Below are 17227 nucleotides of genomic sequence, written 5' to 3'. Positions count from 1 at the left end.
AAGAGGATTAGACAATGGCAACACCTGAGAAAATTATCCGCCGCGAATCATTGGTATTGCGCGTGCTATGGATGCTGTTGTTTTTATTAGTATGGCAAGTTGCTGTGCCGCTGCTGGGTATTCTGGCGGTAGCGCAACTGTTTTATCGTTTGTTTTATGGTGCGCCCAGTGCTCACTTTATGAATTTTGGTGACAGCTTAAGCCAGTATTTAGCACAGATGGGTCGATTTGCCGTTTTTCATACCGATGAAAAACCCTGGCCGATGGCTGATTGGCCGCAAGCGCGTGCTGCTGATGGTGAGGCTGCGCACACGCCTAAAAGCACCGCGCCGGTTGCCGCTCCAGTTAATACAGCCGCGGCAGCAGTTGCTCCAGCTGAATCAACGCCTGACACTGAACAAGTATCAGAGGTATCAGAGGTATCAGAGGTATCAGAGGTATCAGAGGTATCAGAGGTATCAGACGTAGTGGAAGTAGTGGAAGTAGTAGAGTTACAGGATGCTCAAGCAGGAGAGAACACACCTGTTACGCTTGATCAATCGCAGCCTGATGAGCCTAAGCTATGAAGCTGTGGTTGTTAAGGCATGGTGCAGCAGAACCCTACCAGCGTCATGATGCAGAGCGTCAGTTGACTGAACAGGGCCGTCAGCAAGTTGTGCAGGCGGCTAAGTTATTGCGTAACGAGCGATTTGATCGTGTCTTATCCAGCCCCTATATACGTGCGCGACAAACGGCTGAACTGCTCTGTGCAACTTTACAGCACTCTGGATCTATCAATATTGTGCCTTGGCTGACACCTGAGGACGATGTCCGCGAAGTAACGCGTAAATTGGATGGCTATGCTGATGAGGATTTATTAATTGTCGCTCATCAGCCCTTACTGGGCACTTTAGTCAGCTGGCTCACCGATGCGGACCGTTCACACGGTTTACCGATGGATACTGCTAGCGTAGCGTGCTTGGAAGGTGAGTTTATTGGCGCGGGCACGATGCAGCTCTGTTCCGTGCAGCATGTACAGTCATAATTAATACACTCGCCCTTATAACAACATTTAAAACTTAAGGAGTACAGCGTGTCTGCTTTTGCTCAAGAAATACGTATACAACTGCCTCACATTGATTTGGCCGCACGAATCTACGGGCCGGAAGATGGCAAGCCGGTACTAGCGTTGCATGGCTGGTTGGATAATTCGATGACCTTTGATTTGCTGGCGCCAAAGCTGCAAGGGTTACGTATTGTCGCCATTGATATGGCTGGTCATGGTCATTCAGGCCATCGCGCACCTGGTGCAGGCTATCAACTCTGGGATTATGCCTTGGATGCGTTAATGGCCACGCAGCAATTGGGTTGGGAAAAATTCTCTCTGCTAGGGCACTCATTGGGCGGCATTATCAGTGTGTTAATTGCTGGCGCGGTACCTGAGCGCGTTGAGCGTGTCGCTTTGATTGACGGGTTAGTGCCAGAGACTGGTGAGGCAGATAAATCACCACGAAAGTTGGGAGAGGCGTTGCTGGCGCATATTGATCTAGCAGCAAAAAAGAAAAATATTTACACCTCGGTTGAGCAAGCAGTACACGCACGTATGCGTGGTTTTATGCCGGTTAGTCAGTTGGCCAGTGAGTTATTGGCACAGCGTGGCTTAAGCCCTGTGGCGGGTGGTTATTGCTGGAATAGCGATTCACGTTTAACCCTGCCTTCGCCATTGCGTTTGACTCGAGCGCATGCCTTGGCTTTCGTACATGCGGTGCAATGTCCGATGAGCTTGGTCTTGGCTGAGCAAGGTATCTTGGTTCAGGAGCCTGAGTTTATAAAGTTTTTAAGCACTTTAAAGCTAGATGTGCAACGCTTACCGGGCGGCCACCACTTGCACCTTGATGATGAGTCAGGTGCACAAGCGGTCGCGCAATGCGTGCAAGAGTTTTTCTCTAGGGGTTAAATACTATTAAGCAGCGTCACAACGTACGCTAAAGCTGTCATTCACAGGAGTCATTATGATTGATTTATATACTGCAGCCACACCCAATGGCCATAAAGTATCCATCGCTTTAGAAGAGTTGGCGTTGCCTTACCAACTGCATGTTTTATCGTTTGATCAGCAAGAACAAAAATCTGCTGACTATCTGAAAATCAATCCCAATGGTCGCATACCGGCCATTGTTGATCGTGATAATGATAACTTTGCAGTGTTTGAGTCAGGGGCCATTCTTTACTACTTGGCTGAGAAGACGGGGCAACTGTTACCCCAAGACGCCAAAGGTCGTTCAGTGGTATTGCAGTGGCTGATGTTTCAAATGGGTGGCGTGGGCCCAATGCAAGGTCAAGCGAACGTGTTTTACCGTTACTTTCCAGAGAAGATTCCAGCGGTGATTACTCGCTATCAAAATGAAACTCGGCGCCTGTATGAAGTATTAAATACACGCTTAGAGCAGGTTGAGTACTTAGCAGGTGATTACAGTATTGCTGATATTGCCACCTATCCATGGCTGTCCGTGCATGATTGGGCAGGCGTAAGCGTTGAAGGTTTAAGCGCTTTACAACGTTGGATGCAAGCGATGTCTGCTCGTCCTGCAGTACAAAAAGGCTTACAAATACCTGTCCGCGCTGATGCGGATGAGCGCTCCATACAAACTGCACAGACTATGTTGGTAAAGTGATAATGCACAATTGGATGTTAAAAACGGCGCTGACCGTGTTACTCACCACGTTAGGTTCTGTGGCTTGTGCTGATGATTTTTCAGCACTACTAGGTCTTGAGTCTTTGCATGATGCGAAGGTTGTTACTCAGGAACATCATGACAGTCTGGAGAAAATCTATCCGCAAGGGTCGGTACGCCGTATCAGTGGCAAAATGCGCTATAGCGGTGAGGTGTTGGTACGTGGCTCAGTGGATGTGTTGACTGTGCAATTGGCGTCAACTCATGATGCTTTAGATGCATTTTCAGCTACTCGCAAACTTTTGCAAAGCCAGCATGCGGAGATGTTGTATTGGTGTGCAGCGCGCGAATGTGGTCCAAGTAATCTCTGGGCCAACCAAGTTTTTGCTAATGCTCGACTCTACGGACCCGATGATCGTCAAGCGTATGCGCTATTTCGTTTAGGGGGCGACGCGCAGTCAAGTTTAATGGCTGTGTATGCGATCACTCGTGGCAATGGCCGAGGCTTTTTGCATGTTGAGCAATTTCAAGCTGAACAGCTGCCCAGTGATTTGCTACCGACCGCGACGACTTTAGAGCGCCAGTTACGCACCGATGATCAGTTGTTTTTACCACGCTTAACGGGTCTGCCTGATTCGGTTTGGACTCAGCGACTGGTGCGAGCTTTAAATCAGAACAGCACCATGCGTGTCAGTATGGCGGGTGAGCAGGCTCAAGCTTGGCGCGATGCAATGGTTGACAAAGGCGTGCGAGCGTCTCGTATAGAACTTGAAGCTGACTATGCTCAACCTGGATTACTGTTACAGCGCTTACCTTAGTGACGCTTTTTAAATGGATATAAAGCATGTTCAGTAATGATCGCTTATTAGGACAAATTTTACTGTTGACCTTACTGGGCGCCTGTTTATGGGTATTAACGCCTTTTGTAACCGCATTGTTTTGGGCTGCGGTACTGGCTTTTGCCAGTTGGCCGCTGATGCAGTTCTTAACCCGAGTGCTTAAGGGCAATGTCTCCTTAGCTGCGGGATTATTAACCGCAGGTTGGGTGTTGATTGTTGCAGGACCTTTAGTGTGGTTAGGCTTTAATATTGCCGACAATATTAAAGCCGGTACTGAGTTGATTAAAGACTTACGTATTACCGGTCTGCCTGCAGCGCCAGAGTGGTTGATGAATGTGCCAGTGCTGGGTGAACGTTTGGTTGAGCTCTGGCAAACCATTGACCAGCAAGGGGCGGCATTGCTGGTGGCGATAAAGCCTTATATGGGCGATATGGGTAATTGGTTGTTGGCACGCAGTGCCAGTATAGGTGGGGGCATTCTTGAGCTGGCGCTGAGCTTAGTGCTGGTATTCTTTTTTTACCGTGACGGCCCACGTCTTGCTCTTTTTGCTAAGGATTTAGTCCAACGTTTGATTAAAGAACGGGCTGATTATTACATTGATTTAGTGGCTGGTACGGTGCGTCGCGTAGTCAATGGCGTCATTGGTACGGCGGCGGCACAAGCAGTTTTCGCGTTATTTGGCTTTCTAGTGGCAGGTGTGCCTGGCGCTTTACTGTTAGCTGCGTTGACTTTTATGTTGAGTTTGATCCCAATGGGCCCGCCTTTAGTGTGGGGGCCTGCTGTCGTTTGGCTGTTTTTTCAAAATGAATATGGCATGGCGATCTTCCTCTTGTTATGGGGCTTTTTGGTGATCAGCAGTGTTGATAACTTCCTCAAACCTTATTTGATCAGCCGTGGTGGGAACTTACCCCTTGTCGTGGTTCTAATGGGGGTGTTCGGTGGTTTATTTGCGTTTGGTTTTATGGGGCTGTTTTTAGGCCCGACCTTGTTGGCGGTCGCTTACAGTTTAGTCAGCGATTGGATTGCAAGTAATCATCCGAGAATCGAACGGCTTTAATTTACAATCAATAAGAAGGATAGAAAATATGCGCTTATCATGGTTGTGTTTGCCTTTAATGGCAGTGATATTGGTGGGTTGTGCTGCTAAAACTAATCACCGCAGCAGTTGTGGACAAGAGTTGGATGCCGCTTGGGCTGAGTTGGATTTGGCTAAAGCAGAAGGTTTTGCAGGTACAGTCAGCTATTCAAAAGCTTTAACGTTAATTACCGGTGCAAAAACTCAACAACAGTTTGAGGCCTATGAGGGTTGTACCCGTAAAGCTAAAAAAGCACGCTTTTATATTCGTGAGTCACGCGCCGGACGATAAAACCGATACTGCGCAGTATCTTATTGCGCAGACTTCTAGTTTTGGCTTTGCGTACTGAGTCATTGCTGGCTAGCATAGCCATACACTAGAAATGGAGTTTGACCATGCGCAATCAGTTAGAAACCTGCATTGATGCAGTGAATCAGGTTGTCTTAGGCAAAGAACATGCCGTGCGGCTTGCGATGGCTTGTTTGTTAGCACGTGGTCATTTGCTGATTGAAGACTTACCCGGTATGGGTAAAACCACTTTAAGTCATGCGCTGGCGCAGGTGCTTGGCTTAAACTATCAGCGTATTCAGTTCACCTCTGACTTATTGCCTGGTGATATTCTGGGTACTTCAGTGTTTGATCGCGAGACCGGGCAGTTTGTTTTCCATGCTGGGCCGATATTTACTGAACTGCTACTGGCCGATGAAATCAATCGGGCCATGCCTAAAAGCCAAAGTGCTTTACTTGAGGCCATGGAGGAAGGGCAGGTGACCATTGAGGGTGCGACGCGGCCCTTACCCGAACCTTTCTTTGTGATAGCTACACAAAATCCAGTCAGCCAAGGCGGTACGTTCAACTTGCCTGAGTCGCAGTTGGATCGATTCTTAATGCGCCTTTCGTTAGGCTACCCCAATGCCAACGCTGAACGGCAATTGCTGCAGGGCGGGGCACGTAGACAGTTGCTCAACCAGTTACAACCACTGATTGAGCGCGCAGTTTTATTAGCTGCGCAGCAGCAGGTCAGTGAGGTGCGTGCCAGCGAGGCCTTAATCAGTTATGTGCTGCGTTTGGTGGAAGCGACGCGCACGCATGCGCAACTTGCTTTTGGTTTATCCCCGCGTGGTAGTTTGGCATTACTGGCTGCGGCTAAGGCTTGGGCATTTCTAGCTGGCCGTGATTATGTTATTCCAGAAGATGTGCAGGTGGTTTTGCCCGCTGTCGTCAGTCACCGCTTACGTGAGCAAAACGGTCCACCGGGTTTAGCCAGTGCCGCGGTGGTACAAAGTTTACTGACTGACGTACCGGCGCTGTAATGCTGGAAAAGCTATCGAGCAAACCTCGACAGTGGTTTGCCACATGGCTCGCGCGACGTTTACCGCCTGTACAACGTATTCGTTTACAGCAGCGGCATATTTTTATTGTGCCCACTCTAACCGGTGCAGCGTATGCGGGCTCCTTAGTATTGATGTTGTTGGTCGCGATTAATTATCAAAACAGCTTGGCCTATGCGCTAACTTTTCTATTAGCCTCGTTGGGGCTGCTGACTATGTTTCATACTTGGCGTAATCTGGCTGGCTTAACTTTATCGGCGGCCGGCAGTACGCCGTGCTTTGTCGGTGAGCAGGGTAGCTATCGACTGCGCTTAAACAGTCATAAAAGAGATTATCAAGCCATTGCTGTGGGCTGGACTAGCACACAATTACAGCTGCTTGATGTGCCTTTTGATACTGAACAGTACGCTGAGTTAACTGCGCAAGGACTGCGTCGAGGTTGGCAGCAGGCACCGCGTTTACGCATTGAAACACGCTTTCCATTAGGTTTATTTGTCGCTTGGAGTCAGATTGATTTGGCGCAAACCCTGCTGGTCTATCCGCAGCCATTGCACGATGTTGTGTTGGTGACTGCAGGTCAGGGTGATAACGATGAGAGTGAGCACGCAAACATGTCAGCTGGCGTCGATGATTATCAAGGTTTGATTGCTTGGCAGCCAGGGGATTCGTTGCGGCGTATTCATTGGAAAGCGTGGTCAAAAGGACAAGGTTTATTGGTTAAACAATTTACCGAGCAACAAGGGCAGCAGCTGATATTGGACTTTGACCAGTTACCTGGGGCTGTGGAGTGGCGTTTATCAGTACTGTGCGCGCAGGTGCTTAAAGTCAGTCAAACGGATCAAAGCTATAGTCTGCTGCTAACAGGGCAGACAATCGGACCAGGTGTTGGCACTGAACACCTCAAACACTGCTTACGCGCTTTAGCATTGTACGGGGTCAGTACGCCATGAATGCTGCGCATATTCGTAAGGTCGCTGAAGATATCCCGCGTATCAGTCTTGTGTGGTTATTAGTCGCACAAGTACTAGTAATTATTCCTCATGTGTTGCATGTGCCGTTGTGGTTGCTTGGCCTTTGGCTCGGATGTGCTGTCTGGCGTGTGCAAGTGTTCCGGATGCGTGTGCCATTCCCTAACAGTTGGGTGAAAGCGGCGTTAATGCTCAGCAGTGGCTTTGCCGTGTATTTAAGCCGAGGCAGCTTGGTGGGTTTGGATGCGGCTGTGGCGTTATTGATTACCGCATTTATTTTAAAGCTGTTGGAAATGCGTACACGTCGCGATGCGTTGGTGCTGATATTTCTAGGCTTTTTTGCGGTGGTCACCAGCTACTTATTTGCTGATGGCTTGCTTGCTGCCCTGTACAGTATTTTACCGGTGATCGCTCTGCTCGCAGCGTTGTTAGGTTTACAGCAAAGCAGTTTTGCCGCGCAGCCTTTGCTCACTTTAAAGTTAGCCAGTCGTTTATTTGCTCAAGCCATACCCTTGATGGTATTGCTGTTTGTGTTATTTCCACGTTTGGAGCCGCTCTGGAGTTTGCCGCAAGCGAAAGAGCAAGGCACCGTTGGTTTATCGAGCAGTATGACACCCGGTGACCTCGCTGACCTTGGACAGTCGTCAGCATTAGCGTTCCGTGCTCGATTTGATGGTGCTATTCCGGCGCAGTCACAGCTGTATTGGCGAGCGCTGACTTTGCCGCATTTTGATGGGCGTAGTTGGTCGATCAGCCAGCGATTAGCGACGCAGGAGCCGCAGTGGCAGGCACAAGGTGAGGCTCTGAGTTATAGCATTATTATGCAGCCCAGCACGCAACCATGGTTATTTGCTTTAGATGTTGGCAGCAGTGAGCAGGCTGATATTCGCTTGATGAGTGATTTTCGCTTGCAGCGCAGCACACCGGTCAATCGGGCGTACCAATACCAAGCCACTTCGTGGCCAAAGGCGTTGCGACAACCGCAATTGAGTCAGATGCAGCAACACGAGTTTTTACAGTTACCGCGCGCAGGAAATCCACAAACCAGAGACTGGGCGCAAACGTTGCGTCAGCAATATCCTGATGACAATGCTTTGGTTGCAGGGTTGCTGCAGCACTTTAATCAACAGCCATATCACTACACACTCAAGTCACCCTTGCTTGGTAAAGACAGTGTCGATGAGTTTCTATTTAGCAGCCGACGTGGTTTTTGTGCACACTATGCTGGTGCTATGGTGTTTACTTTACGCGCGGCAGGCATTCCTTCACGAGTCGTGGCAGGCTATCTAGGTGGCGAAACCAATCAGGCTGGGCAATTTGTGCAGGTTCGTCAATTTGATGCCCATGCTTGGGTTGAGTATTGGCAACTCGGGCAGGGGTGGCGCAGTGTCGATCCAACCTTTCAAGTGGCGCCAGAACGTATTGAGCGTGGCGTACAAGATGCTTTAAAAGATGAAGTTGATCTGTTTCAAGGTGATTTTTTATCGCCTTTACGCTACCAGCATATTGCTTGGATTAATCAGCTACGCATGAGTTGGGAGCGTCTTAATCACAGTTGGCAAACGCAGATCCTTGGTTATCAGCGCGAACGACAACAGGCTTGGCTCAAGCAGTGGTTTGGTCAGGTTGATTGGCAGACGATAGGGCTTTTTCTAGTGCTCAGTGCTGCATTGATTATTGCGTTATTGGTTTTATGGATGTTCAAACCTTGGCAACGGCAAAGCGATCCGCTACAGCGTATTGTTAATGAGTTTCAGCGCGTGCTGCAACGTCGTGGTTTTACCCGGCAGACGGGTGAAGGTTTACGCAGCTTTTGGCAACGTATTCGGACTGATCTGCCCGAAGAGCAACAACCAGCGGTTATCCGTTTTATCGAGCTTTATGAACAGCAACAATATGCCCAGCAGTTGCCTGATTTAGTCGTGCTGCGCAGAGCTTTGGCTGAGATTAAAAAGTAATGCGCGGTACCTTGATATTAATGGCTTTAGCACCGGTTTTGCTCTGGCAAGGGCGCCAGGTGCGACGCAGCACGTTGCGTTTGCCAGAAGCGGCAGGTTCTCGGCATGGCTGTCTTGGGCGTGGCCAACCTTTACGGTTACTGGTTTTGGGTGATTCAGCGGCGGCTGGGGTGGGTGTTGCGAATCAAGATCAGGCGTTAGTCGGGCAGTTGATCGCGCAGCTGAGCACAGATTACCAAGTCAGTTGGCAACTGTTGGCAAAAAGTGGTTTAACCAGTCAGCAATTGCTGCATACTTTGGACAGTTTATGCGGGCAACAGTATGACAGCGTTGTGCTCTCTATTGGTGTCAATGACGTCATTGCAGGTACGTCAGATACACTCTGGTTGGCACAATTACAGTCACTGCGTGATAGATTGAACACAGAGTTTAAAGTGCAGCATATTATTATTTCAGCAATTCCACCGATGCAGCACTTTGTTGCGCTGCCATGGCCTTTAAATGATTATTTGGGGCGGCGCGCGCGGCGCTTAAATAGACTGACTGAGCAGATGGCTGATAATTGTGGTGATCTAACCTTTCTGTCGGTCGACTTAGGTATCAGTTCGCAGATGCTCGCTGCTGATGGCTTTCATCCCAGTGCGCTGGCTTACAGCGTATGGGCGGAACATTTAGCGACACAGATTCTAAATTTCTCACCGCAGTAAGCGATTAATACTGGGTGGTATTTTCATATAATATGTTGGCGCATATTCATTGGGTTTTGGAGGCTTTACATGCCTATTAGCGTGTGGGGGTTAGCCATTGCACAAGCATTGCTCACCACCGGAAATATTTTATTAGTGGCGGTTTCAGCGTTAATTGGTAAGCAGTTGGCCAGTCATCCAGCGCTCATCACTCTGCCCGTTGCTCTGCAGTTTTTAGGTCTGGTTATGGCCACCTTGCCGGCTGCGCATTTGATGCAAAAGATGGGGCGCAAGGTCGGCTTTATTTTAGGTAACTGCATTGGCTTGGTGGGAACCTGGGTGGCGTTACAAGGTTTAGAGGCCAATAGTCTGATGCATTTTGCCAGCGGCACATTCTTGATCGGGATGGCGATTGGTACGGGTCAACAATACCGTTTTGCTGCTTTGGATGTCTGTTCAGTTGAGCAGCGCCCACGTGCCATTAGTATGGTCATGGCCGGCGGTATTCTGGCAGCGATTCTGGGGCCTAACTTAGCGATTTGGTCACGCCAGTGGTACGACGGTAACGTCTTTGTTGGTGCGTTTTATGGGCTCTTTGTTATCTATGTCTTGGCGTTATTGCTGATCAGCAGTTTACCATTAGCTGTCCCCGCTAAAAGCACTGTTGCACGTGTTACGCGCAGCTACCGTGAGTTGTTTCAGCAGCCGTTATTAGTGGCTGCTATAGCGTCCGGTGCGATTGGCTATGCGGTGATGGTGTTGTTAATGACGGCTACACCGATCGCCATGCAGAACGATGACTTTCCATTTAAAAACATTGCTTGGGTTATTCAGTGGCACGTGTTGGGTATGTATGTGCCGTCATTTTTTACCGGTGGGTTGATTCGACGTTACAGTTCGCGCCGAGTCATTTTATGGGGCTGTGCGGTATTAGCTCTGTGTGTGCTGGTCAATGTGCTGGGTAATAGCTACTGGCATTACTTACTTGGTTTGCTGTTACTGGGTGTGGGGTGGAACTTTACGTATATTGGCGCCACGCATTTACTGACCTTTACCTACGAGCCAGCTGAGCAAGGTAAAGTACAGGGCATCAATGAGTTCATGGTGTTTACTGCTGCAGCAATGGGTAGCTTATTGGCCGGAGTAGGGGTCGATAAGTTGGGATGGACATGGCTAAACTTGGTTTCTTTACCGCCGATCATCTTCGTGGCGTGGTGGATTTTGCATCTGGCAGACCATCGTGCTCGAGTGCGTGAAAAAAAGTAATCGTTTAATCTAACCCTATGCTGGGTGATGGTCTCAACGGCATAGGGTGTTTGTGATATGAGTGATATCTACGCTGGCCCACAGCATGCTGAGCCTCCACTTGATCCAGCGCTGCGGGATATGCGCTTTATTGAAATCCCGTAGGAAAACTACCGAGTGCAGGCTTAATTATCACCATTGATACAGCAGTGTTTTAAACCATCATACAGCTATGTGTAGCAATAATTAAACCAAACATCTCCTGCAGACCTCAGTCATTAAAAGTTGGGGCACGTTATGGTCAGCAACAGGTTATTGCAGAGGGAAAGATGAGAGGGTGGGCGTGCAATGCGCATGGCTTCACGCATTGCAGCTTTGATATCAACGTAGCAACAACATTTTTGAGGGCGATAACAACCGTCTAACTGTCGATGTTTTTGCTGGTTAAAGTGGACGAGGCTGTTAGCTGGGCCAGTAGTAGCTGTCTGGCTGTTCACGTGCGCCGAAGATGGCTTGGCCAATGCGAACAATAGTTGCTCCTTCAGCAATGGCCAATTCAAAGTCGCCTGACATCCCCATTGATAGCTCAGTCAGTTGCATGCCTTCGGGCGCTGTGGCTTGTAAGCTATCGCGCAGTTCGCGTAATCGAATAAAACAGCCACGTACCGCTTCGTTATTCTCTGAGTTCATCGCTAATGTCATTAAACCGCGCACGCGTAAACGTGAGAACTGTGCCAGTTGGGCAATCAGCTCAGGTGCCTGTTCAGGGATGATGCCGTATTTGCTTTCTTCTTCTGAAGTGTTGATTTGTACCAACACATCTAAATAGCGGTCTTCTATTGCTAAACGCTGATCAAGCGCTTGCGCTAAACGTACGCTGTCGAGCGCATGAAATTCACTGGCAAAGCGTGCGACATATTTGGCTTTATTGGTCTGTAGGTGACCGATAACGCTCCATTCTAAGTCGTTTAGATCTTCTAGTTCTTGCCACTTTTGGTAGGCTTCTTGTACTTTGTTTTCACCGAGCATGCGACAACCAGCGGCATAAGCCAAACGTAAAAACTCAGCAGGATGGGTTTTACTAACCGGCAATAAACGTACCTCTTTTGGATCGCGTCCGGCTTGCACGCAGGCTTGATCAATACGCGCACGCACGCTAGCTAAATTCTGACGCAATTGTTCGATGGTTTCGGCTTGAGGAAAAGTGCTGCTGTCGTTCAAGGTAGACTCCTGTAAACACATAACAAATATGCCAAGCAGTCTATCAGGCTTGGCGGGTTTAGTGATGTGCAACTGACTCGTGTTGCTTTAGCGCAGACCCTGCATAAGGTCAACGAGTACTTCGGGGTAGGTGTGACGAGCGGAGCCATGGATGGCGCAGCGCCGGAGTTGAACCGCGGATGGGTTCATCGACGGATAAACACCTACTTCGAAGCACGACATGCACTCATACTGACGCTTTTAATAAAGCAAAGCATCTAGGACGCTTTGCGCATGTCGCAGCTTGTTCGTCTCGCTTTTCCCTCAACGAGGCATCCTGCCTCGATTCAGGCGCTGCGCTATCCCTAGCTACGCTTGTCGCGACACGAACAAGCTGCTCATTGAGCGGCTGTGTTGTCTTTTAGTACAGCATGCGCAAAATTAAAGTTACGAGAGACTGTTAAAAGCTGAACTTAACACCCGCAGTCAGATTACGGCCGGGTAATTGCACATCATCTTTAATAAAAGAGCTGTGCTCACGCGCCTTAACGTTTAACAAGTTATCGGCACGCAGATACAGGGTGTAATCACTGCTGGACAGCTGGCCTTGATAGGTCAGTGCGGCACCCAGCATGTTATAGCCTGACGTTTGAGTCTCGTAATCAGCAGTATTGTTTTGCTGTTGTACCCGCCAAAATTCAACCTGAGCATCGAGTGCAGAGGTAAAGGCTTGCTGTAAACGTAGACCCACTCGATCAGCAGGGATACGTGCTAAATCACCACCTTTACCGCGTAATTTTCCGCGTACATGGTCAGCCAATACTGTACCAGTGAAGCCATGCTTGAATTGATAGGCCATTTGACCTTCGGCACCACGAAACACTGCATTGTCTTGCTGGTAGGAAATAACTCGATAATCAGCACCGGGGCGTTCTCCGGTATCTTTGCCGTAAATATAATCATTGATACGGTTTTGATAGAGACTCAAACTATAGGTTAAAGCGCCTTGGTGTTTGCGTAGAGTCAGCTCAATGTTGTGCGATGTTTCTTTCTCAAGCTGGGTATTTCCTTGTTCAATAGTACGACTCGCTGCGTGCGGACCAAAGGCATATAACTCTTCAGCTTCAGGTAAACGTTGTGAACGAGAAAAAGAAACACCGAGGTTGTAATCATCAGCAAAATCCCAAACTGCACCTAGAGAGGCTGAGGTTCCATTATGGTTTTTATCAGGCTTGCTACCTTTGCGCACGTCAATGCTTTGCCATTCATGACGTAAACCCAACTCATAACGTAAGGTATTCCATTGATATTCCTCTAAAACAAACAACGCATGGTTTGTGGTTAAGGTGGCGGGCACATAGGCTTCTTCACCCGACGCTTTAAAATCACGTCGATTGCTTTGTCCACCGATGGTGCCACGCCAGCCAAACAACGGATCATGGGTCAGCTCTAAACGCGCATCAGTGGCTTTGTTATCAAAGCGAGTGGCGACATCCTGACCTTCAATTTCTTCGTGCTGATAATCGCTGTGCGCTAAACGCAATTTAGCCAAGCTAAAACCAGCAACAGGATTGTTATATTCACCACGCACATCCCAACGTTTTTGCACCATATCAATATAAGGTGTGCCGTGCTCATGCTCATCATCGTGTCCATGCCCGCCGTGGCTGCCGCAATGCCAGCTTAGCTTTGCGCCATGTCCGTGCGTGTGACAATGACCTTCTTCGTGAGCGAGTAAGCCGTACTCATTAGCTTGACGTGTATAGGCCACCCCTAAATAACCCTCATCACCAATCCAACTTAAGCCTAGAGTGCCGGTACTGGTGTCGTTGTACGATCCCGTTTGTTTTTTCGAGCGTGAACCGTCTTCATGACTGGCTAGACGATAGGGATCAGCATCGCGTTTTAAGCCCTCGACTCGCAGAGCAAAATCACCTAAGCCTAAGGTTGCACCAGCGATTGCCGTACTTTCCTTAGCCACCGTATTACCTTGCCATGCGAGATCGACTTGATGGCCATTTTCCGGTTGTTGGGTAGGAATTTTTTTATCGATCAGATTCACTACGCCGCCAATTGCACCGCCACCATAGAGTAGAGTCGCAGGACCTTTAAGGACCTCGATGCGTTCCAGTAACAACGGTTCGGTAGTCACCGCATGGTCAGCGCTTAGGGTTGAAGCATCTAGCATGCCTACGCCATCCGACAGCACTTTGACACGTGCGCCATCCATACCGCGTATCACCGGACGGCTGGCACCGGCACCAAAGGAACTGCCACGCACACCCGGAATATTTTTCACGGTGTCACCTAAGGTGGCTTGACGCTGCAGTAAGAGTTGCGAGCCTTCGAGCACTTCTGAAGCGTTGACCATTTGTGTGGCCGATTGAGCCAGCGGGCTTGCACTAACAATAGTGGTCGGCAGTTGTGCTGTGTTGTCGTTTTGCGCATGAGCTTGAGCTAAAGGGAGCGACGCTAGACTGATAGCGAGCACAAGAGGGTGTCTATTTAGCAACATCTTAAAACCTATGTGATTTTTATAAGAGAAAGGATGTTTCTGGCCAGAAACTGCGTAATGATCAATATGTTATACTATAACGCTTATGTTTGAGTAGTTTTTGTTGTGAATAAATTATTAGTATTGAAAATGCGCCTAAGTCACTTTTAATAAGACTGACTTAGTGCCGTGAGCGGACTGTGCTTTAGCTAATCTGCTAAACTTCAGAAAATTTAGCATGATGACCAGCTATGAAATTTGTAATCAGTGTGTTGTCTTCAAGTCACGCGCCTTCGACACGACGAGCGTTGCGCTTTGCCCAAGCAGTGCTGGCAGCAGGGCATGAAATTATTCGAGTGTTTTTTTATCAGGACGGTGTTTTAACCGCATCGAATAATCTTGTGGTCGCGCAGGATCAGCAGGATATTGCCCAGCAATGGCAGGCATTTATTGCTGAAAATGAACTGGATGCTGTGGTGTGTATTGCCGCAGCTTTACGTCGTGGTGTGCTTGATCAAACAGAAGCCCAGCGCTATGGCCGTGAGGCTGCGAATCTAGCTGAGGGTTATCAATTGTCTGGCTTAGGGCAATTGCATGATGGCTTGCAGCAAGCCGAGCGCTTGATTAGTTTTGGAGGTCAATGATGGCTAAGTCAGTGTTATTGATCAGCCGCCAAGCACCTTGGGCCGGTATTGCCGCTGCGGAAGCGTTGGATATTGCTTTAGCTGCTGGGGCTTTTGATTTACCGCTGAGTATCTTATTTATGGATGACGGCGTGTTGCAGTTGTTAGATCAGCAACAGCCACTCGCGCTGCAACAAAAAGATCTGTCGGCTAATCTACAAGCGTTACCCATGTTTGGGATTGAGCAGCTGTATGTCGCTCAGCACTGCTTAACGGAACGTGGTTTAGCTGAGAGCACTTTAGTTATGACTGCAGAACGCTTAGATGATCAGCAAATACAACAACTTATCCGTGAATATGATTATGTGGTGACGCTTTAATGACGACCCTACACATTTTAAACGCCTCACCTTCGACTGCAACACAGCTAAAAAGCTGCTTACGAGTAGTATCCATCGGTGATGGTATTGTCCTCTGCGGTGAGGCTGTGCAAGCCTTGCGGCCAGGCAGTGCAGCTGCTGAGCAGTTGCTCGCTTGTCAGCAGACGTATCATTTGTACGCTTTACAGGAAGATGTACAAGCGCGAGCCATTGACACCACAATGGTGTCAGTTACTCTGCTGGATTACCCCGCTTTTGTTGCCTTGTGTGTCGATTATGCGCGAGTGAACAGTTGGACATGAGTGACGAGAAACTAGTGATTGATGGGCGTGAAATCGCTCTCGATCAAGATGCCTGTTTGTGCTGTCTGGATGATTGGTCGCCGCAGGTTGCACAGGCATTGGCCAAACGTGAAGGCATTGAGTTAACTGAGGCTCACTGGGAGATTTTGTCTCTGGTGCAACAGTTTTATACAGAGTTTCAATTATCACCGGCGAATCGAGCCTTGGTTAAATATGTCGCGCTTAGCTTAGGCAAGGACAAAGGTAACAGCCTGTACTTAAATGGTTTGTTTAACGGCATGCCAGCTAAGTTGGCCGCGCGCTTAGCTGGATTACCCAAACCGGCTAATTGCTTTTAAACAGCCCTTTGCGTAAGAACACTGGATCTATGTTAAGAGGCAAGTGCCTGCTGGCCGCTGACAAACAACGTATGCTGCATCAATAATAATTAATTTTACCGGTTTGGAGTGCTGTGATGAGCGAATCAATGGAACACCCTTTTGCCCCTTTTGTGCGTATTTTAGGTAAAGGGCAAAAAGGCTCACGGGGCTTAACTGAACAAGAGGCTTACCAAGCCATGGGTATGCTGTTGGATGGTCAAGTTGAAGACACGCAACTGGGTGCTTTTTTGATGTTGCTGCGTTTTAAAGAAGAAACTCCTGAGGAGTTGGCTGGCTTTACTCGAGCAGTGCGTGAACGGGTGACGGCACCGGCCATTGCGGTTGATCTTGATTGGCCGGCGTATGCCGGTAAGCGTCGGCAATTACCTTGGTTTATGTTGGCCGCCAAAGCGTTGGCCAATAATGGTATCCGTATTTTGATGCATGGCGGGGGACGCCATACGGCAGGGCGCATGTACGCTGAAGACGTTTTGGACGCCTTAGCTATCCGTTCTTGTGCGTCTTGGGATGAGGTTGCTACGCATGTGGATAGCGACAATATCGCTTTTATTCCATTAGCCGTATGGATGCCACGCCTGCAGCGCATGATTGATTTACGTAATACCTTGGGTTTGCGTTCGCCCGTACATTCCTTGGCACGCTTACTCAATCCGTTAGCTGCGCGTTGTGGCCTGCAGAGCATCTTTCATCCGGGTTATCAGCTGGTGCACCAACAAGCCAACGTTATCCTTGGTGATCATGCTTTAGTGATTAAAGGCGATGGCGGTGAAATTGAGGTACGCCCTGAGGTGACTGATCAGCTACTCGGTGCTACTGACGGCCATGCATGGAGCGAAGAGTGGCCGGCGCAAATTGGCCGACAGGTCAAAGCACCGACTCTAGAAATCGAACGTTTAATGGCGGTCTGGCAGGGTATCGAGCAGGATTTATATGGCGAAAACGCTATTTTAGCGACGATGGCCTTAGCCTTACGTGGCTTAGGTCGCGAGCGTGAAGAGGCGTTTAGCGAGGCGGCGAAGATGTGGGCAAACCGCCACTAACATTGAGCGATAGCGCTGCGCAATCAAGATAAGCTTGTGCAGCGCTATAA

General features: G+C 48.9%; 18 protein-coding genes and 1 pseudogene. 17 read left to right on the top strand and 2 right to left on the bottom strand.

The genetic code is table 11. The annotated features are described in order from the left end of the window. Positions 1 to 14 precede the first annotated feature (14 nt). The 12 genes and pseudogenes from JYJ62_RS15790 to JYJ62_RS01580 all read left to right on the top strand — a co-directional run. Positions 15 to 347 (top strand): annotated as a pseudogene (locus JYJ62_RS15790) (DUF4389 domain-containing protein); the annotation flags it as partial. A gap of 215 nt (positions 348 to 562) precedes the next feature. Continuing rightward, entirely contained in the window at positions 563 to 1024 is a 462-nt protein-coding gene (gene sixA, locus JYJ62_RS01630) for a phosphohistidine phosphatase SixA (RefSeq protein WP_205340440.1), read from the top strand. 48 nt (positions 1025 to 1072) lie between these two features. Continuing rightward, on the top strand, positions 1073 to 1936 hold the full coding sequence (locus JYJ62_RS01625) for an alpha/beta fold hydrolase (RefSeq protein WP_205340439.1): 864 nt from the start codon (positions 1073 to 1075) through the stop codon (positions 1934 to 1936). A gap of 55 nt (positions 1937 to 1991) precedes the next feature. Next, positions 1992 to 2654 carry a glutathione S-transferase family protein gene (locus JYJ62_RS01620; RefSeq protein ID WP_205340438.1) on the top strand — a complete coding sequence of 221 codons (663 nt, stop codon included), beginning with the start codon at positions 1992 to 1994 and terminating at the stop codon, positions 2652 to 2654. Between the two features lie 2 nt (positions 2655 to 2656). Further along, the gene (locus JYJ62_RS01615) at positions 2657 to 3472 is read left to right on the top strand and encodes a DUF4892 domain-containing protein (protein WP_205340437.1); all 816 of its coding nucleotides are present in this window, start codon (positions 2657 to 2659) and stop codon (positions 3470 to 3472) included. A 26-nt stretch (positions 3473 to 3498) separates the two neighbouring features. Continuing rightward, complete coding sequence (locus JYJ62_RS01610) at positions 3499 to 4551, top strand: AI-2E family transporter (protein ID WP_205340436.1); 1053 nt, start codon at positions 3499 to 3501, stop codon at positions 4549 to 4551. Positions 4552 to 4579: 28 nt separating this feature from the next. Beyond that, a complete protein-coding gene (locus JYJ62_RS01605; RefSeq protein WP_205340435.1) occupies positions 4580 to 4861 on the top strand; it encodes a hypothetical protein in 282 nt (93 codons plus the stop codon). 104 nt (positions 4862 to 4965) lie between these two features. After that, the gene (locus JYJ62_RS01600) at positions 4966 to 5883 is read left to right on the top strand and encodes an AAA family ATPase (protein WP_205340434.1); all 918 of its coding nucleotides are present in this window, start codon (positions 4966 to 4968) and stop codon (positions 5881 to 5883) included. Further along, positions 5883 to 6851: a DUF58 domain-containing protein gene (locus JYJ62_RS01595; RefSeq protein WP_205340433.1), complete on the top strand. Its 969-nt coding sequence runs from the start codon at positions 5883 to 5885 to the stop codon at positions 6849 to 6851. Before JYJ62_RS01600 ends, JYJ62_RS01595 begins: the two co-directional genes overlap by 1 nt. Next, positions 6848 to 8827 (top strand): transglutaminase TgpA family protein, encoded by a 1980-nt coding sequence (locus JYJ62_RS01590; RefSeq protein ID WP_205340432.1) that lies wholly within the window; start codon positions 6848 to 6850, stop codon positions 8825 to 8827. The genes JYJ62_RS01595 and JYJ62_RS01590 overlap by 4 nt, the downstream gene beginning before the upstream one ends. Then, a complete protein-coding gene (locus tag JYJ62_RS01585; protein WP_205340431.1) occupies positions 8827 to 9534 on the top strand; it encodes an SGNH/GDSL hydrolase family protein in 708 nt (235 codons plus the stop codon). The genes JYJ62_RS01590 and JYJ62_RS01585 overlap by 1 nt, the downstream gene beginning before the upstream one ends. A gap of 69 nt (positions 9535 to 9603) precedes the next feature. After that, complete coding sequence (locus tag JYJ62_RS01580; protein WP_205340430.1) at positions 9604 to 10779, top strand: MFS transporter; 1176 nt, start codon at positions 9604 to 9606, stop codon at positions 10777 to 10779. Between the two features lie 441 nt (positions 10780 to 11220). Here JYJ62_RS01580 and JYJ62_RS01575 read toward each other — a convergent pair whose 3' ends face one another. Both JYJ62_RS01575 and JYJ62_RS01570 read right to left on the bottom strand, forming a co-directional pair. Continuing rightward, complete coding sequence (locus JYJ62_RS01575) at positions 11221 to 11979, bottom strand: YggS family pyridoxal phosphate-dependent enzyme (RefSeq protein ID WP_420042811.1); 759 nt, start codon at positions 11977 to 11979, stop codon at positions 11221 to 11223. 439 nt (positions 11980 to 12418) lie between these two features. Next, positions 12419 to 14473: a TonB-dependent receptor gene (locus JYJ62_RS01570; RefSeq protein WP_205340428.1), complete on the bottom strand. Its 2055-nt coding sequence runs from the start codon at positions 14471 to 14473 to the stop codon at positions 12419 to 12421. A 230-nt stretch (positions 14474 to 14703) separates the two neighbouring features. Here JYJ62_RS01570 and tusD point away from each other — a divergent pair, with 230 nt between their 5' ends. The 5 genes from tusD to JYJ62_RS01545 all read left to right on the top strand — a co-directional run bounded on the left by tusD (position 14704) and on the right by JYJ62_RS01545 (position 17177). Then, complete coding sequence (gene tusD / locus JYJ62_RS01565; RefSeq protein ID WP_205340427.1) at positions 14704 to 15096, top strand: sulfurtransferase complex subunit TusD; 393 nt, start codon at positions 14704 to 14706, stop codon at positions 15094 to 15096. Beyond that, positions 15096 to 15455: a sulfurtransferase complex subunit TusC gene (tusC, locus tag JYJ62_RS01560; protein ID WP_205340425.1), complete on the top strand. Its 360-nt coding sequence runs from the start codon at positions 15096 to 15098 to the stop codon at positions 15453 to 15455. The genes tusD and tusC overlap by 1 nt, the downstream gene beginning before the upstream one ends. Then, positions 15455 to 15757, top strand: coding sequence for a sulfurtransferase complex subunit TusB (tusB, locus tag JYJ62_RS01555; RefSeq protein ID WP_205340423.1), 303 nt, complete (start codon positions 15455 to 15457; stop codon positions 15755 to 15757). The genes tusC and tusB overlap by 1 nt, the downstream gene beginning before the upstream one ends. Next, complete coding sequence (locus JYJ62_RS01550; RefSeq protein ID WP_205340421.1) at positions 15754 to 16095, top strand: TusE/DsrC/DsvC family sulfur relay protein; 342 nt, start codon at positions 15754 to 15756, stop codon at positions 16093 to 16095. Before tusB ends, JYJ62_RS01550 begins: the two co-directional genes overlap by 4 nt. Positions 16096 to 16211: 116 nt before the next feature. Beyond that, positions 16212 to 17177, top strand: a complete 966-nt coding sequence (locus JYJ62_RS01545; RefSeq protein WP_205340419.1) for a glycosyl transferase family protein — start codon at positions 16212 to 16214, stop codon at positions 17175 to 17177. Positions 17178 to 17227: the final 50 nt, after the last annotated feature.

The sequence above is a fragment of the Denitrificimonas caeni genome (assembly GCF_905120345.1).
Lineage (GTDB): Bacteria > Pseudomonadota > Gammaproteobacteria > Pseudomonadales > Pseudomonadaceae > Denitrificimonas > Denitrificimonas caeni_A.
Note: the sequence above shows the minus strand (reverse complement) of the source record. Positions and strands in the feature narration are given on the sequence as shown.

Excerpts from the sequence above, each read along its gene's own strand:
- JYJ62_RS01580 (WP_205340430.1), top strand. The coding sequence starts at position 9,604 with ATGCCTATTAGCGTGTGGGGGTTAGCCATTGCACAAGCATTGCTCACC.
- JYJ62_RS01570 (WP_205340428.1), bottom strand. The coding sequence starts at position 14,473 with ATGTTGCTAAATAGACACCCTCTTGTGCTCGCTATCAGTCTAGCGTCG.
- tusD (WP_205340427.1), top strand. The coding sequence starts at position 14,704 with ATGAAATTTGTAATCAGTGTGTTGTCTTCAAGTCACGCGCCTTCGACA.
- JYJ62_RS01615 (WP_205340437.1), top strand. The coding sequence starts at position 2,657 with ATGCACAATTGGATGTTAAAAACGGCGCTGACCGTGTTACTCACCACG.
- JYJ62_RS01595 (WP_205340433.1), top strand. The coding sequence starts at position 5,883 with ATGCTGGAAAAGCTATCGAGCAAACCTCGACAGTGGTTTGCCACATGG.
- JYJ62_RS01550 (WP_205340421.1), top strand. The coding sequence starts at position 15,754 with ATGAGTGACGAGAAACTAGTGATTGATGGGCGTGAAATCGCTCTCGAT.
- JYJ62_RS01610 (WP_205340436.1), top strand. The coding sequence starts at position 3,499 with ATGTTCAGTAATGATCGCTTATTAGGACAAATTTTACTGTTGACCTTA.
- JYJ62_RS01620 (WP_205340438.1), top strand. The coding sequence starts at position 1,992 with ATGATTGATTTATATACTGCAGCCACACCCAATGGCCATAAAGTATCC.
- JYJ62_RS01545 (WP_205340419.1), top strand. The coding sequence starts at position 16,212 with ATGAGCGAATCAATGGAACACCCTTTTGCCCCTTTTGTGCGTATTTTA.
- JYJ62_RS01585 (WP_205340431.1), top strand. The coding sequence starts at position 8,827 with ATGCGCGGTACCTTGATATTAATGGCTTTAGCACCGGTTTTGCTCTGG.
- JYJ62_RS01590 (WP_205340432.1), top strand. The coding sequence starts at position 6,848 with ATGAATGCTGCGCATATTCGTAAGGTCGCTGAAGATATCCCGCGTATC.
- JYJ62_RS01605 (WP_205340435.1), top strand. The coding sequence starts at position 4,580 with ATGCGCTTATCATGGTTGTGTTTGCCTTTAATGGCAGTGATATTGGTG.
- tusB (WP_205340423.1), top strand. The coding sequence starts at position 15,455 with ATGACGACCCTACACATTTTAAACGCCTCACCTTCGACTGCAACACAG.
- tusC (WP_205340425.1), top strand. The coding sequence starts at position 15,096 with ATGGCTAAGTCAGTGTTATTGATCAGCCGCCAAGCACCTTGGGCCGGT.
- sixA (WP_205340440.1), top strand. The coding sequence starts at position 563 with ATGAAGCTGTGGTTGTTAAGGCATGGTGCAGCAGAACCCTACCAGCGT.
- JYJ62_RS01600 (WP_205340434.1), top strand. The coding sequence starts at position 4,966 with ATGCGCAATCAGTTAGAAACCTGCATTGATGCAGTGAATCAGGTTGTC.